Source organism: Microbacterium sp. ARD31, from assembly GCF_031844425.1.
In genome coordinates, this window is the sequence record NZ_JAUZVE010000002.1 from 728309 (window position 1) to 744432 (window position 16124).

11 protein-coding genes and 2 pseudogenes are annotated in these 16124 nt (G+C 71.0%); 4 read left to right on the forward strand and 9 right to left on the reverse strand.

The genetic code is table 11. From position 1 onward, the window contains the following. Positions 1–2 precede the first annotated feature (2 nt). The 7 genes and pseudogenes from Q9S36_RS10205 to Q9S36_RS10235 form a co-directional block, all read right to left on the reverse strand. A pseudogene (locus tag Q9S36_RS10205) lies at positions 3–407 on the reverse strand (DUF899 family protein); the annotation flags it as partial. A gap of 204 nt (positions 408–611) precedes the next feature. After that, positions 612–1550 (reverse strand): annotated as a pseudogene (locus Q9S36_RS10210) (AMP-binding protein); the annotation flags it as partial. Positions 1551–1766: 216 nt separating this feature from the next. Next, positions 1767–2012, reverse strand: a complete 246-nt coding sequence (locus tag Q9S36_RS10215; protein WP_311285015.1) for a hypothetical protein — start codon at positions 2010–2012, stop codon at positions 1767–1769. 12 nt (positions 2013–2024) lie between these two features. Further along, a complete protein-coding gene (locus Q9S36_RS10220; protein WP_396653740.1) occupies positions 2025–2717 on the reverse strand; it encodes a hypothetical protein in 693 nt (230 codons plus the stop codon). 266 nt (positions 2718–2983) lie between these two features. Beyond that, positions 2984–3709, reverse strand: coding sequence for a hypothetical protein (locus tag Q9S36_RS10225; protein WP_311285016.1), 726 nt, complete (start codon positions 3707–3709; stop codon positions 2984–2986). Further along, positions 3706–5964 (reverse strand): hypothetical protein, encoded by a 2259-nt coding sequence (locus Q9S36_RS10230; protein WP_311285017.1) that lies wholly within the window; start codon positions 5962–5964, stop codon positions 3706–3708. Before Q9S36_RS10230 ends, Q9S36_RS10225 begins: the two co-directional genes overlap by 4 nt. Positions 5965–6074: 110 nt before the next feature. Beyond that, positions 6075–7910 carry a DUF2207 domain-containing protein gene (locus tag Q9S36_RS10235; protein ID WP_311285018.1) on the reverse strand — a complete coding sequence of 612 codons (1836 nt, stop codon included), beginning with the start codon at positions 7908–7910 and terminating at the stop codon, positions 6075–6077. A gap of 41 nt (positions 7911–7951) precedes the next feature. Between Q9S36_RS10235 and Q9S36_RS10240 the strand changes: the two genes are divergently transcribed. Together Q9S36_RS10240 and Q9S36_RS10245 are read left to right on the forward strand one after the other, a co-directional pair. Further along, positions 7952–8392 carry a MarR family winged helix-turn-helix transcriptional regulator gene (locus tag Q9S36_RS10240; protein WP_311285019.1) on the forward strand — a complete coding sequence of 147 codons (441 nt, stop codon included), beginning with the start codon at positions 7952–7954 and terminating at the stop codon, positions 8390–8392. Positions 8393–8412: 20 nt separating this feature from the next. Then, positions 8413–9594 carry a low temperature requirement protein A gene (locus Q9S36_RS10245; RefSeq protein WP_311285020.1) on the forward strand — a complete coding sequence of 394 codons (1182 nt, stop codon included), beginning with the start codon at positions 8413–8415 and terminating at the stop codon, positions 9592–9594. A 61-nt stretch (positions 9595–9655) separates the two neighbouring features. Here Q9S36_RS10245 and Q9S36_RS10250 read toward each other — a convergent pair whose 3' ends face one another. Beyond that, positions 9656–10114: an Hsp20/alpha crystallin family protein gene (locus Q9S36_RS10250; protein WP_251455432.1), complete on the reverse strand. Its 459-nt coding sequence runs from the start codon at positions 10112–10114 to the stop codon at positions 9656–9658. A gap of 737 nt (positions 10115–10851) precedes the next feature. On the opposite strand from Q9S36_RS10250, the gene Q9S36_RS10255 reads away from it, so the two are divergent. After that, positions 10852–11892, forward strand: a complete 1041-nt coding sequence (locus Q9S36_RS10255; RefSeq protein ID WP_311285021.1) for a hypothetical protein — start codon at positions 10852–10854, stop codon at positions 11890–11892. A gap of 263 nt (positions 11893–12155) precedes the next feature. On the opposite strand, the gene Q9S36_RS10260 is transcribed toward Q9S36_RS10255, so the two are convergent. Then, positions 12156–13985, reverse strand: coding sequence for an L-serine ammonia-lyase, iron-sulfur-dependent, subunit alpha (locus Q9S36_RS10260; RefSeq protein ID WP_311285022.1), 1830 nt, complete (start codon positions 13983–13985; stop codon positions 12156–12158). A gap of 160 nt (positions 13986–14145) precedes the next feature. Between Q9S36_RS10260 and Q9S36_RS10265 the strand changes: the two genes are divergently transcribed. Next, entirely contained in the window at positions 14146–16050 is a 1905-nt protein-coding gene (locus Q9S36_RS10265) for an alpha-amylase family protein (protein ID WP_311285023.1), read from the forward strand. The last annotated feature ends 74 nt before the right edge of the window (positions 16051–16124 follow it).

Genomic DNA, 16124 nt, shown 5'->3' on the forward strand with positions numbered 1-16124 from the left:
GCTCAGTCCCGATGACCCGAGCCGGCCCCGTAGGCTGCGGCGATGTCTTCCGACGACGTCCACCGCTCATACGTGGGCTGCTGCGGCCACCCCTCGGGCGAGTCTTGCCACGCCTCCTGCCGGCCCCAGGGCAGCAGGTCGATGAGCGCGAACGTGTGGGTGAGCTGCTCGGTGCCCCGGCCGCTGGTGTGCCACGTGCGGAACACCCGGTCGCCGTCTCGCAGGAAGACGTTGACGGCGAACCCCTCGCCCGGGGCGGCATCCATGTCGGGGCCGAAGGTCGACCCGGCCGCGGAATACCAGTCCATGCGGTTGCCGACCTTCTCGCGGTAGGCCATCGCCTCGTCGAGCGGCGCGTTGGCCACGATCACGAATCGCGCGTCGTAGGGCTCGAGGAACTCGGTGCGGTGAACTGCAGCGCGTCCAGCTCGCGCCGCCACTCATCCGCGCTCACGACCGGGGGCAGAGCAGTGGTCTCGGCAGTCATGGGCGTCCTCCTGGCGTCGCGGGGCGTCGGCCGCACCGCTCGGCGTGAGAGGCGGCATCCGTGTGGAACCGTACCCACCCTCGCCGACACGGGCAATGCCCCTCGGCTGCCGTCCCGCGCGCGCTCAGGCCTCGAGCAGGCGGTCGCGGACCGTCTTGCGCAGCACCTTGCCGATCTGCGAGCGGGGCAGCTCGTCGAGCTCGACGATGCGCTTGGGCACCTTGTACGCGGTGACGTGCGCACGGGCGAACTCGCGAAGGGCGCCGCCGTCGAAGCGCGCACCCTCACGCATCACGACGGCCGCGACGACGTCCTCGCCGCCGGATGACCGGGGAAGGCCCACCACGGCGGCGGCCTCGACGTCCGGATGCTGCATCAGCACCAGCTCGACCTCGGTCGGACTCACGTTGAAACCACCCGTGATGATGATCTCCTTCACGCGGTCGATGACGGTGACGAAGCCGTCCTCCGACACGGTGACGATGTCGCCGGTGCGCAGCCACCCGTCAGCGAGCAGGACGGCGGCGGTCTCGTCCGGCCGGCGCCAGTACCCCTGGAAGACCTGCGGTCCGCGGATGAGCAGCTCGCCGGGCTCGCCCACCGGCACATCGCGGGTCGGCTCGTCGGGGTCGACGACGCGGATCTCGGTGCTCGGGAAGGGCACACCCACAGTGCCCGGACGGCGCGACGGACCGATCGGGTTGCCGAGGGCGACCGGAGAGGTCTCGGTCATGCCGTACCCCTCGACGAGCAGGCCGCCGGTGACCTCCTCCCACCGGGCCACGGTGGCCACGGGAAGGCTCATCGCCCCCGAGATGGCGAAGCGGATGCTGGTGAGGTCGACTCCCTTGCGGGTCGTGGCGGCACGGGCGAGGGCGTCGTAGATCGGCGGGACGCCCGGCAGGAACGTGGGTGGCGAGGTGCGGGCGGCCGTGAGCACCATGTCGACGTCGAACTTGGGGAACAGCACGACCCGCGCCCCGATCGAGACCGCGAACGTCAGGCACAGCGTGAGCCCGTACGCGTGGAACATCGGCAGCACCGCGTAGAAGACCTCGTCGCCTAAAGAATCACAAAAAGATAACGGCAAACCCTTGTCGTCGTTACCTCGCCGTTATACAGTTCTAGAGCGGTAGTTGTTTTGCTGTGGCAGCTGCCGACATGTGATTGCAGGACACTCTTGGTGCAAGGGAAAAGGGCCGGCCGGAAGCCTCTCCGACCGGCCCTTACTCTGTCCGCTGTCCGCTGTCTGCGTCTCGCTCCGACGCTCAGACGGTCGTCACCGGATCGGCACGCGCACGTCCGACCCGCCCTCATGGGTGAGCCGCTCGCCCATCTGGACGATCTCGGCTGCGTCGACGAAGCCCCCGGCGAACAGCGCCTGACCCTGCCGGAAAGACGGCGATCGGTCGACGAGCGCGTCGGGGGCATAGCCGAAGACCGACGCGAGCTCGGCGAGGTCGCGTCGCGAGCTCATCTTCATGAGGGCGAGGTTGTCGCACTGCGACAGCGCGTTGGGGTGCACCTTCGACGGTCGCTACGTCGACAGCAGCAGCCACAGCCCGTATTTCCTCCCCTCGGCGGCGATCTGCACGATGCGCTCGGTGAGCAGTCGGTCCACCGGGGTCAGGGGGTCGGGCGAGCACAGATTGTGCGCCTCGTCGATGACGATGAGTCGGCCCAGCCGCTCCTCGCGCCGCTCCCACAGGTGGTCGAGCACGGCGAGGGCCGCCGCCCTCGATTCCCCGGGCTCGGCGAACCCCCCGAGATCGGCGACGACGGCGTCCGGCCGATCGTCGATGTCGTCGGTGATGCTCCGGTCGCCCCACGCCCACAGGTCCCAGTCCGCGACCCCGAGATTCTCCAGTCGCTGCGCCATCCGCATCGCGGCGGGGTTCGGCTGCTCCCGCAGCCAATCCACCAGGTGCCCCCGCAGTCCCGCCTGCAGGAGGGGCTCCAAGCGCAGCAGGGCGTTGAACTCCTCTGCGTCGATCACGGGGTCCATCTGCAAGATCGCGGCGCGTGATCGCACCGGCATCCGGACGAAGCGCGCTTTGAGCGGCTCTGCACTGCCCGGGCCCGAGCGGCGCACCCGGATGTCGCGGGCGGCGAGCGCGGTCGCGGCCTCCGCAGCAGCCCCGGGGCGGGTCTCCCCGAGGCGGACGAAGTCGGAGTTGGGATCGAGGATGACCATCGGCAGTCGCGTGTGCAGCAGCAGCTGCTCGAGCACGACGCCGAGCGCGTAGGTCTTGCCCGACCCGCTCTGCCCTCACCAGAAGGTGTGGCGGTTGAACTTGGGCGCCAGCAGGTGGGCCTCGCCCGCTCCGTCGGCCAGAGTGCCGATCGCAAAGGTCTCTGCCATGCCTGCATCGTAGGGGGTGCGGGTGTCGCGGCGGGAGGGCGCTTCGTCTCGCTGCGCTCGCTCAGCGGCCGGGGTCTCAGCGACGAGACGGCCCGGACCCTGAGCGAGGAGTGCAGCGACGAGACGAAGGGCACTCAGCCCCGGGCGGCGATCACCTCGCCGGTGAGCATCGCGCGCAGCTGCGGATCGTCCGACGCGGCGAGCGCAGCCGCACGCCGCGGGTCGTCCGGCGAAGCGTGCGGCGGCAGCACCGCGGCGAGCGCGCGCACCGCACCCTCGGACGTTTCGGCCGGCTGCCCGAGCGCGAGGAGCGCCAGCGTCCGGGTCGCATCGTCGTCACTGCGGCTCAGCACGGCCAGGCCCTCGGATGCCGCCCCCAGCGTCCCGGCCGACAGCAGGCTCTGCAGCACGTCACGGTGCCCCAGAGCACGGGAGGCCGCAGCATCCCCCGGCGCGCAGGTCACGGCGACGGGGGCGCCGGTGAGCACGCCCGACGGACCTGAGTGGTACTGCGCGATCAGCCGGTAGCGCCCGGGTACGGGCAGGGCCGGCGCACTCGAATCGGTCGCGAAGAGCGGGAGGGCGGCGACCAGGCGCTCGCCCGGTGCGAGCGTCACTCGCCGGGCGCCGGAGTCCACCGGCCACGGCCATCCGATGCGCGCCCGTCCGGCCGGGCCCTCGACGTCGATCCACAGGTCGCATTCGACGAGGTTCAGCCGGGCGTTCGCCTCGGCGGGACCGTCGACCGCCTCGAGCTCGATCACGCCGATCAGGCAGTGCCCGAGCGCGGGCGCAGCCCCGCCGGGCAGCGTCAGCCGAAGCGTCAGCTGCCCGGCGGGGCCTCGTGTCGCGTCGCTCATCGCGCCTGCGGATCGATGAAGTCGGCCACGATGCGCTCCGCCTCGGCGGCGGCCCGGCCGGAAGCCGATCGCGCTCCCCCCTTGGCGTCCTTCCGGATGCGCTCGGCCACGTCGGCGACCACGGGCGCGTCCTTCTCCGTCGGGCTGGCGACCGTGACGGCGAGTTCGGCGGCGCGCTTGGCCGACCGGCCCTGCAGGGCGAGATCGAGGAAGTGCTGCGCCTCGTCCGTGGCCACCGCGCGGACCGTGTCGCCGGCGATGTCGGCGAACTCCCGCGACAGCGCATTGGCCATCACGAGCGCGCCGGCTGCGCCGGTGTCGGTGTCGGCGTGCTCCTCGGCGAGGGCCGTGAGCACCTTCCTGGCGTGCACGTCGGCGCCGAAGTCGCCGAGCGCCATGGCGCGTCCGACGCCGTGGTCGAGCGTCTGGGCGCTGATGGCGACCTCCGTGTCGCTCGCGGGCGTGCGCACATCGATCGTCGCCGGGTCCGATGTCAGCGTCGTCAGCGCGTCGGCGGCCAGGATCGCGGCGATGGTGTGCCGCCCCGGCTCGGTGAAGGTCACACCCTGGTTCGTGAAGAACACCTGCACATGGTTGCTCACCGACTCCCCGGGCTGCAAGGTCACCATCGGACGAGGACCGCAGCCGATGACGATGTCGAGCACGTGGTCGACCGACCCGTCCGGCCGCGTGCGCTCGAACACCAGGTCGCCCTCGGCGAGGGTGAGCAGGCTCGTGACCTGCCGTGGTGCGTCGCCGGTGTTGGTGACGATGACCTCGGCCGTGACGTACTCCCCCACGAACGCCTGCGGGGCGACGACGAGCTGCAGCCGCAGTCCGGTGTCGAGGCTGTCGCCGCTGAATCCCGAGACGTCGACGGGCGTCGGGAGCCCCGACGACAGACTGCCGTGGCCCCAGCCGAAGTTCTTCCAGCCCGGCCGCACCTGCGGGTCCGGCGAGTGGATGAGCGAGAGCCGGTCGTGCTCCGAGAACGCGAAGGTCGCGTTGCCAGGGTACGTGTTGGACGACGAGGCGAATCCCATGACGTCGCCGGTCTGGTTCATGATCTCGGTTCCGATGCCCGGCAGATGCACGTCGTGCTTCGGGTGGAAGAGGTTGAACGCGTGACCGGCTTCGTGGATGAGGGTGCGCAGGAACGCCGCCGGCACGTTGTTCAGCGGCTGGTTCCGCGCGCCCGCCTCGATGAACGTCTGGTTGCCCAGCGTCGCGTCGGCGAAGCCCACGGCACCCTCGCGCGGGACGGTGTCGTCGTCGAACATGATCCCGAACAGCCCGCCCTGCGCCGACCCGACCAGCAGCCACAATCGCCACTGCTCGCCGCTGACCGCCTGCCGGTGGCTGGAGAGGAGGGTCTGCAGCTCGGCGTTGGTGAGCGAGGCGTCGCTCGGGACGTTGACCTGGTCCTGCACGACCGAGACGTCCCACCCCGCGGTGGCGTAGACCGACCGCAGCGTCACCGTCGCCCCCGAGCCCGCGACAGCGGATGCCGGGAAGTTGCGGTTGACCATCGCATCGACCTCGATGCGGCACCCCCGGTACATCGACGAGGTCTTGGTCGCCTTCACCTGCGAGGTCGTGCCGCCGATGCGCAGCGTCCCCGTCATCACCTGCGGCGCATGCCGCGCGGTGATGAGACTGCGCCGGCACGTCAAGGTGAGCGTGCCGGTGTCGGTCGTGGTGAACTCCTGCGTGGACCTGTTCCAGAGGTGCCGGACGATCTGCACCGTCAGCACCCCGTCGGCGTACGTCGCCCCGTTCGAGCGGAAGTACCAGGAGTACTGGCCCTGGGGGAAGCTCGGGTACCACGGCAGCGGTATCGGGGACAGCACGCCGAAGTCCTCATCGGCCTCATTCGCGGCATCCGCGCCTTCGCCCTCGTCGCCCAGGCCCGGAATGCGCGGCTGCAGCGGCGGGAGGGGCGGGAACGGCTCGAACGGCGGCCGCACGAGCTCGGGCTCGATGGGCCCGAAGATGCGCTGACTGTAGATGTCGCCCGAGACCCGCAGCGACGATGCACCGACCTCGATGCGCATCGGCCCGCGCACGAGCGGCTGGATGATCGTGCGCCGCTCGACCTCGATCAGCCACGACCCGTCGAGCGCGCTCAGCGCGCACGGCCGGGTGAGCGAGGTGAACCGGCCCGGCCGATAAGGCTCGAACGGGATGAGGACTTCGCCGTCCTGATCGAATTCGAGCACGTCGCCGGCGTCGCCGGCGTCCTGGTTGCAACCCATGGTGATTTCCCCTTCGTCGGACTCCCCCATAGGGAGGAGCACGAAGGTCGATCACAGATACACGACCGGATGCCGGATCTCGAGCGCCCGCCCGCTCACCGCGCGGCGGGTCAGACGCCGCCGCCGCCCCCGCCGCCCCCGCCGCCCCCGGCGGACCCGCCGCCGCTGGAGCCGCCCGATGTGGACGAACTCGACGACGTGCTCGCCGAGAGGTTCGAGATGCCCGCCGAGAACGCCGCGGCGTTGAACCCGTGGCTGCCGGAGTACCAGCCGGGAGAGTTGCCCTCGCCGTAGAGCACCGCGAGCTGCTTGGCCCACTCGCGCTCCTGTCCGAACACCACGGCGTACGGCAGCAGTGTCTCGTACAGCTTCAGCATCTGGCGAGGGTCCCCCGGGTTCACCGTGACGCGTTCGGCTCCGGTCGGGGACTGCAGCATGCGGATGCGGTCCGCCTCGGCCCATTCGATGAAGACCTTGAGCCCGGCGAGGTGGTCGCGCACCTCGCTGCCCTGGGCGGTGAGCGGCTTGCGCGCCAGCATCGTGGCGACGACGAACACCGCCACACCCGCGCCGATGAACAGCAGGAAGGGCACCGGACCCGACACGCCCTGGTCCATGGCGACGAAGCCGAACACCGTCACCAGAGCCGCCGCGCCGGCGGCCGCGAGGATCGGCCACACCCGAGGCCCGGCGGGCACCTCCCGGCGCAGGCCCGAGATCTTCAGCTGCCGGTTGGCGGCCTTGAGGATCTTCTGCGCGGCGGTCGAGAACCGGGTGTCGCTGCGGCCGAACTCGAACTCCTCACCCGGGACGCCCAGGGGGAACAGTCCGTTCAGCAGCATCCGCCCGTCGCCGTCGGCCCGGGAGGGGTCGACGAGCACGGCCGTGAGCTTCGCGCTTCCGAACCAGCGGGGTGCGCCCTCGACGATCCGGATGCTGCCCACCACCGCCTGCTCGAGCACCTCGGCCGGAATCGCCTTCGTGGTCTTGCCCAGCAGCACGGCGCTCTCGAGCGCGTCGATGCCCGGCGGCGGGGTGTACTCCGCGATGATCGTCGGGCGCCCCGGCGCGTCGCGCAGCCACCGCCGCCGCACCGCGACGGCCACCCCGACCACCCCTGCGAGCACCACCGCCAGCGCCGCCTGCAGCCAGCCCCATACCGAGGCGAAGTACGACGAGTCGAACGGCGTGAACGTGCCCTCCTCGAAGCCGACGGCGATCGTGACCGTCTCGAACGGCTGCAGGTCTGCCGCCCCGGCCGTGAGGACGACCCCGCCGTCGGGTGCGGCATCCGCCTGGATCTCGCATGTGTCGGTCGAACCGGTGGACCCGGCGTAGCAGGCCTGAGCCCCGGTGAGGGATGCCGCGAGATCGGCCGGCACCACGAGCCGGGCCGTCACGCGCCCGAACGGCTGCCGCCACTGGTCGCCGTTGACATCCCAGTAGAACTCGTCCACACCGGTGTCGGCGAAGAAGCGCGTGACGTTGCGGAGCGTGTAGGTGAAGACGTACGTCTGCGCGCCGCGCACGAAGTCGTCGGCGCGCGAGGTCATCGAGTAGTAGCCGTCCTCACTGTCGGTCTCCGCGGGGCGCGGATCGCCGTCACCGTCGGTGATCGACACGAGGTCCGGGTGCAGCGGCGCCCCGAGGTAGGAGTCGGGGATGCTCCGGCGCATGCCCCGGTTCTGATCGATGTCGGGGAAGACCGCCACGAACGTCTCGACGACGGTGAGCGTGCTCGTGCCGTCGTCATCGCGGCCGAGGGTGTACTCGACGTCCATGCTCTCGAACGTGAAGTCGTCGACGTCCGCGTGCGCCGGCGCGCCGAACCCGACGAGGGTCAGGATCGCCGCGACCATCAGGACGATCAGAGCCGCCGGGCGCGGCATCCGCTGGCCCGACGCCCGTGCGCGGGCGGGTCGGGACGTCGAGAATCGCTCCCCCATGGCCACAGCATAGGGGTGCGCCGAGGCTTACTCTTATGCGTATGACCGACCGCCGCCTCGCCGTGGACGCCTGGGAGAGCCTCTTCCGCGCGCAATACGAGGTGTTCGCCGAGATCAGCTGCGATTTCAACGACTCCGTGCTCTCGCAGGCCGAGTACGACGTGCTGCTGACCGTCACCCGGGGTGACGACATGTCCGCGCGCCTGCGCGACGTGACGGCCAACATGCTCATCAGCCAGCCCAGCGTCTCGCGCCTGGTCGACCGCATGGTCGCGCGCGGACTGCTGTCGAAGTGCCCGGACCCGCAGGACGGCCGCGGCTCGATCGTGCGCGCCACGGATGCCGGTGCCACGGCCTTCCGCCGGATCGCGTCGCAGCACGGACGCTCGATCGCCGAGCGGATGTCGACCCTCAGCGACGACGAACTGCAGCAGCTGCGCGACCTCACGGCCAAGCTGCGGCGCCCGGCGACCGGCTGCTGAACCGGTCCATGACCTTCGGGATGACCCGGGACGTCCTGCGCCCGACCGACTCCAGCCGGGCCGACCGGGTCACCTATGTCGAGCTGTTCTTCGACCTGGTCTTCGTGTTCGCACTCACGCAGCTGTCGGCCTACCTCTACGACAACCAGACCCTCCTCGGCGCCGTCGAGGGCGCGATCATGGTCTGCGCGCTGTGGTGGGCGTGGGTGTCGACGACGTGGGTGACGAACTGGCTCGACCCGGTGAAGCTCCCCGTCCGCGCCGCCGTCGTCGCCCTCGCTTTCGTGTCGTTCGTCATGAGCGTCGCGATCGCCGAGGCGTTCGGCGAGCGGGCGTGGACGTTCGCGATCGCCTACATCGTGCTGCAAGTCGGACGCACGGCCTTCATCGTGTGGGCCACCGCCCGGCACGACAGGCGCATCTCGCGCGACTTCGCCTGCGTGCTGGCCTGGACTCTCGTCGCCGCGGCCTTGTGGCTCACCGGCGCGCTGCTGCCGATCCAGTGGCAGCTGCCGCTGTGGGCGGCCGCGCTGACGGTTGAGCTGCTCGGGACGATCCTCGGCTATCCCGTCCCGCGGTTCGGGCGGGTGCTCATCGAAGCGTGGGACGTTTCGGGGCCCCACATCGCCGAACGCACGTCCCTGTTCGTGCTCATCGCGCTCGGCGAAGGTCTGCTGGTCACCGGCTTCGCCTTCGTGGGGACCGAGTCCTCGCCGGCGTCCATCCTCGCCATGGCGACCGCGTTCGTCGCCGCGGCGGCGACGTGGTGGATCTACTTCGACCATGGGGAGCGGATAGGCGCCGAGGCGATGGAGTCCTCGCAGCAACCCGGGCGGCTCGCTCGCACGGCCTACACGTGGGTGCACCTGGCGATCATCGGCGGCATCGTCCTGCTGAGCGTCGGCGACAAGGAGTCGCTCGGTCACCCCGACGCGCGCGGGATGGCTGCGACTCTCATCATCCTGGGCGGTCCGGCGCTGTTCCTCGTCGGCTCGGTGCTGTTCCGCCGCACGATGGAGCGACGCTGGGCGCGTGCTCAGCTGACGGGCATCGTCGTCCTCGCGCTCGTCGCGGGGACGACGATGGCGGCGTGGCCGCTGGACGCGCTCACACTCTCGGTCATCGCCGCCGTCGTGCTCCTCGGCGTCGCTGGGGGCGAGACCGCCGGTCGAGCCCGCCGCGGGCGGCGCAGCGGCGGCTGAACCAGAAAGCGGATGCCGCGCCCCGGCGTGGGGGCGCGGCATCCGCTGACGGGCGTCGGTCTTACTGCTCGACCGGCTGGGGGCCGTCGGCGTGCGACTCGTGCGCCTGCAGGACCGGCGAGCTGTCGTCGGTCGAGACCGCGATCTTGCGCGGCTTGGCCTTCTCGCTCACCGGGATGGTGACGCTCAGGACGCCGTTGGCGTACTGGGCCGAGATGCGCTCGGTGTCGATGCCCTGGCCGAGGTTGAGCTGACGCAGGAAGCTCGCGCCTTCGCGCTCGCGGGTGATCCACTTCACTCCCTCACCCGAGGGCAGGGTGCGCTCGGCGCGGATGGTCAGCAGCTGACCGTCGACGTCGATGTCGACCGAACCCGGGTCGATGCCCGGCAGATCGGCGGTGAGGACGTAGTGGTCGCCGTCCCGGTAGAGGTCCATCGGCATGCGGCGGGGGCCGCGGCGCACGTCGAAGAAGCTCGAAGCCAGGCGGTCGAGGTCGCGGAACGGGTCATAGGTTGCCATGACGTCTCCTTCAGTGTGGTGGTCTCGAAGTTGAGTCACCTCGACTCAACTGTGAAAATATTAGCACTCACGGGGGTGGAGTGCTAAGGGTCTTCGGCCGATTCGCCGAGGGCGAACGGGGCGCGTGCGCACGTCGCACCCTGCGCCGGCGACCTGGCGCTGTCTGCGCCCTCGGCCCACGGAAACCGCACATGTCGCCACATGCGGGCGGGGGCGCGTGCGCACGTCGCACCCAGCGCCGGCGCGAGCGGGGGCGCGTGCGCACGTCTCACCCTGCGACGCCGACCTGGCGCTGTCTGCGCCTTCGGCCCCGCGAAACCGCCGATGTCGCCACATGCGGGCGGGGGCGCGTGCGCACGTCTCACCCCGGGACGTCGACTTGGCGCTGTCTGCGACTCCGGCCGCGCGAAACCGCACATCTCGCCACATGCGGGCGACGCTCGTCGGCCGAGTTGGCGAGGAATGTGGCGACGGACGGACCGAGCAGCAGATGGCGACCAATCCCCTGCCGTGCCACCAACGCTGCACCCTTTCCCTACCGCCTTGCCCACCCCGCCGCCTTGCCCTCCAACACCGCCCTGCCCTCCAACACCGCCCTGCCCTCCAACACCGCCTTGCCCACCCCGCCTCGCCCTCCACACCGCCGGGCTCTCCACAGGGGGGGCTTTCGAACGGGTTTCCTCCCCCTGCGCCGACTTCGCGAAACCCGCCCGCGCCCGCCGGGGACGATGGACCGCATGCCCCGTCGCCCCAGCCCACTACCGGCCGGCCTGGGCGACGTCTTCACGGTGAGCGAGGCTCTTGCCGCGGGCGTGACCCTGGCACGTCTGCGCAGCCCCGATCTGCTCGCGCCTTTTCCGGGCGTGCGCGTTCGGAGCTCGGCTGCCCAGACGCCGGACGACCCTGACGACGACCGGTCTCCGCTCGCACGCGAAGCGCGCACTCGTCGGTTCGACCTGCTCCTGCGAGCACGCGCCTACGCAAAGGTCATGCCGGGGCCCGCCGTGTTCTCCAACGTCACCGCGGCAGCGATCTGGGGTCTGCCCCTTCCGATATCCGCGCTGCGAGGCTGGTGGAACCACGACCAGCGCGTGCACGAGCCGCGCCCGGTCGAGCTGGTCGTCCCCCCACCCCATCGCGCACCACGGACCGCCGGAGTGGCGGCGCGACAGCGCCGCGAAGACGTCGCGCGGCGGCGCGAGCGCGACGGGTTCGTCGTCTCCAGCCCGGCATCCACGTGGGCTCAGCTCGGCGGCATCCTCACGATGGATGACCTGATCGCCGCGGGCGATGCGCTCGTCCACGTGCCGCGCACGTCCGACGGGCGGAGGGGAGACCCTGCGTCGTCGCTCGCAAGCCTCGATGATCTTCGCGCCGCCCTTCGCGCCCCGCGGATATCGGGACTCGACCCTCTCATCACCGCGCTGCCCCTCGTCAGGGTCGGCTGCGCGTCCAGTGCGGAGACCCGCCTGCGGCTGGCGGTGGCGCGTGCCGGCCTCCCCGACCCTACGCTCGACTTCGAGGTGCGCGCGCCGACTCGCGAGCTGGTCGGCGTCACAGAACTCGCCTTCGAACAGTGGCGATTGCTGGTGGAGTACGAGGGAGACCACCATCGGATCGACCGGGCACAGTGGCATCGCGACATCGAGAAGCACCGGGCGTACGCGGAGCTGGGCTGGACGGTGCTGCGCCTCGCGGCGCGAGATCTCTATCCGGATGCCGGCCTGGCCGTCGGCCTCATCCGCGACGCACTCCGCCGGACAGGATGGCGCGGGTGAGATGCCTCGCAGACGCCAGCCCGCGCCGGTCGATGTGCCGCCGGTCGATGTGGCGCCGCATGCTGCATTACGCGCGCGGAGTCGCACATGTCGCCAAGCTCAGCGAGCGACGCCGCGGGGATCTGGCGCAATCGGCGACGATCGCGGGCGATGGCCGCAGATAGCGTCACGTCGATCGCGCCGACCCCCGACGCGACCACCCCGCAAGCCATGCCGCGCGGTCAGCACTCGTCACCCGCCCCGCCGCAACCCAAGCTGCGCCGTCAGCACTCGATGACGTTCACCGCGAGGCCGCCCTCGCTGGTCTCCTTGTACTTGGTCGACATGTCGATCCCGGTCTGGCGCATCGTCTCGACGACGGCGTCGAGTGAGACGTAGTGCGAGCCGTCGCCGCGGAGCGCGAGCCGGGCCGCGGTGACGGCGGTCGAGGCGGCGATCGCGTTGCGCTCGATGCACGGGATCTGCACGAGCCCGCCCACGGGATCGCACGTCAGGCCCAGGTGGTGCTCCATCGCGATCTCGGCGGCGTTCTCGATCTGCCGGTTGGTCCCGCCCATCACCGCCGTCAGCCCGCCCGCGGCCATCGCGCACGCGGATCCGACCTCGGCCTGGCAGCCGCCCTCGGCTCCCGAGATCGACGCATTCGCTTTGAACAGCGAACCCAGCGCGGTCGCGGTGAGCAGAAAACGACGGATGCCGCGACGGCGGTTCGCCTCGGCGACCGCTTCGTCGGAGATCGACTCGGGCGCTTCGTCTCGCCCTCCGGGCTCGCTCAGCGACCGGGGCGCAGGACCAGGCTCACCCAGCGACCGGGGTACAGAACTAGGCTCACCCAGCGACCCGGGCGCCGAACCGCGCTCGCCCGGCGACCGGGGCGCAGGACCAGGCGCACCCAGCGACCCGGGTACAGAACCACGCTCACCCAGCGACCCGGGCGCAGAACCGGGCTCGCCCAGCGACCCGGGTGCAGTACCAGGCTCGCTCAGCGACTCGGGCGCAGAACCAGGCTCACCCAGCGACCCCGGCGCCGAACCAGGCTCACCCAGCGAACCGCGCTCGCCCCCCGGCCCGCCCGCCGGCCCGCCGGGCGACGGACCCGCGCCGCCGAAGCCGAGCAGCGCACTGCCGACGAGCTCGCCGTAGGGGGTGACGGCGTTGCCGGCACCCAGACCGGAGTCGGCCAGGAAGCGCCACCAGTACATCGCCACGGCCGGCACGATCCCCGCGGCGCCGTTGGTGGGGGCGGTGACGACCCGTCCACCGGCGGCGTTCTCCTCGTTGACGGCCAGGGCGAACGCGCCGAGCCACTCGCCGGGAAGCTCGCGGTGCCCCGACGCCTCGGCGGCTTCGAGCTGCTCCCGTATCGCCGACGCGCGGCGCTTCACCCGCAGCATCCCGGGCAGCTCGCCGCCGGTGCGAAGCCCCGCGTTCACGCACGCGGCCATGGCATCCCAGATCGCGTCGAGCCCCGCGGCGACCTCGGCCTCGGTCCGCAGCGCCTCCTCGTTGAGCCGCGCAGCCTCCGCGAAGGTGATGCCGCGCTCGTCGCACTCGGCGAGGAGCTCCTCGGCCGAGGCGAACGTCAGCGGGAAGCGATGAGGCGCCACCTGCGCCGCCGCGCCGTCGCGCCGGATGAAACCCCCGCCCACCGAGTAGTAGGTCTCCTCCGCGACCACGACGCCGTCCGCATCGCGGGCGATCAGGGTCAGGGCATTCGGGTGCCCCGGCAGCCGGGTACGCGGCGCGAAGGCGATGTCGTCCTTCGCGAACGGCACGGCCTGCTCCCCCGCGAGCATCAGGTCGGCCCCCGCGGGCCAGTCGCTCCACGCCGCGCGCACCTCGGCGGGGTCCACCGTCTCGGGCTCGAGCCCCCGCAGACCTGCCACGACGGCATCAGGGGTGCCGTGGCCGAGACCGGTCGCGCCGAGCGAACCGAACAGTGTGCATTCCACCCGCGCCACGCGCGACAGCTGACCGCCTTCGCGCAGGCGCACGGCGAAGTCCCGTGCCGCCCGCATCGGGCCGACGGTGTGGGAGCTCGAGGGTCCTACTCCGATGGAGAACAGCTCGAACGCCGAAACGTATGCGCTCACCGCTCCAGGCTACGCCCCCGCGTCAATCTGCACAGCCATCACGTCCAACCGAGGGCAGGATGCCGCATCCCACGCCGCCTCCACCCTCACACTGCGGGACTGCGGACGTGCCCGCCCGCACGTGCGATCACCGCGCTAGCATCGCAACCGGAGGCGATCGATGACGATGCTCGACACGGATGCCGCGGCCGAAGCCGCGCGCATCCTGAACCGGATCGAGACCGAACACGGGGTCGACGAGGAGTTCGCTCGCCGCGTCGAGAAGCACTTCCCCCGCCTGCATGCACTGTTCGGCAGGCTCTACGGCGACCGCCCCGACGCCGCCGAGCAGCTGGCCGCGGTGATCGCCGAGGCGGCGGCGTCCTGGCGCGCCCGGTCCCTCGAGCTGCGCGCACGCGACCGCCTGCGGGACGAGGACCCGGGGTGGTTCCTGTCGGAGCGGATGCTGGGCGGCGTCTGCTACGTCGACCGCTACGCCGGCACCCTGCAGGGGGTGCGGGAGCAGATCCCCTACTTCCAGGAGCTCGGCCTCACCTACCTGCACCTCATGCCGCTGTTCGACAGCCCCGAGGGCAACAACGACGGCGGCTACGCGGTCTCGAGCTACCGCAAGGTCGACGAGCGACTGGGCACGATGGCCGACCTCGCCGCCCTCGCCGCCGACCTGCGGCTGGCGGGGATCTCACTCGTGGTCGACTTCATCTTCAACCACACCAGCGACGAGCACGAGTGGGCACCCAGGGCGGTGGCGGGCGAGCCGGGTTACGAGGACTTCTACCTCATCTTCCCCGACCGTGAGATGCCCGACGCGTACGAGCAGACCACGCGCGAGATCTTCCCCGACGACCACGCCGGCTCGTTCATCCAGCTGCCGGACGGCCGCTGGATCTGGTCGACGTTCTACCACTTCCAATGGGACCTGAACTATGCCAATCCCGCGGTGTTCCGGGGCATGGCGGGCGAGATGCTCTTCCTGGCGAACCAGGGCGTCGAGGTGCTGCGCATGGACGCGGTGGCGTTCATCTGGAAGCGCCTGGGCACCACGTGCGAGTCGCTCCCCGAGGCGCATCTGCTGCTGCAGGCGTTCAACGCGGTCCTTCGCATGGCCGCGCCGTCGCTGCTGTTCAAGTCCGAGGCGATCGTCCACCCCGACGAGGTGATCCAGTACATCTCTCCCGAGGAGTGCCAGCTGTCGTACAACCCGCTGCAGATGGCGCTCACGTGGGAGGCCCTCGCCACCCGTGACGCGACGCTGCTGCAGCAGGCTCTCGACACCCGCCACGCGCTGCCCGACGGCACCTCGTGGGTCAACTACGTGCGCAGCCACGACGACATCGGGTGGACATTCGCCGATGAGGATGCCGCCCAGCACGGTGTCGACGGCTTCGCGCACCGCCGCTTCCTGAACGACTTCTTCGTCAAGGGCGCCGCGGGCTCGTTCGCGCGCGGCGTGCCCTTCCAGGAGAACCCGAAGACCGGCGACGCCCGCGTCACCGGCACCACCGCGTCGCTCGCCGGGATCGAATCCGGCGACGCCGGGGGCGAGGATCGAGTCGTCCTCGCCCACGCCATCGCGATGTCGACGGGCGGGATGCCGCTGCTCTACCTCGGCGACGAGGTCGGTCAGCTCAACGACTACACCTACCGCCAGAACGAGTCCGAGGCGGGTGACAGCCGCTGGGTCCATCGGCCTCATCGACCAGATGGGCTGTACGCGCAGCGCAACGATCCGTCGACACCGGCCGGACGACTCTACGCGCGGCTGACGAAGCTCATCGCCACACGGAAGGCGACCCCGGAATTCGGCGGCAACGCGCTCATCCCCTTCCACTGCCCTCACACGGGGGTCCTGGGTTATCAGCGTCCGGGCGCCGAGCCGTGGGAGGAGCGCGTTCTCGTGCTCGCCAACGTCGGAGACGACCCGGTGTTCATCGACCCGCTGACGCTCTCGGGATTCGAGCGTCACGCGGTCGACATCCTCAGCGGGGCCGCGGTGGACCTCGACGACGGCGTCTTCCTCGGCGCTCACCGGTTCACCTGGCTGCGCGTCGACCCGCTCTGGTGAGAGCGGCAGTGGGACACGCCGCCGAACAGCAGAACGGCCCGCCGAAGCGGGCCGTTCTTCACTGTCTCAACACA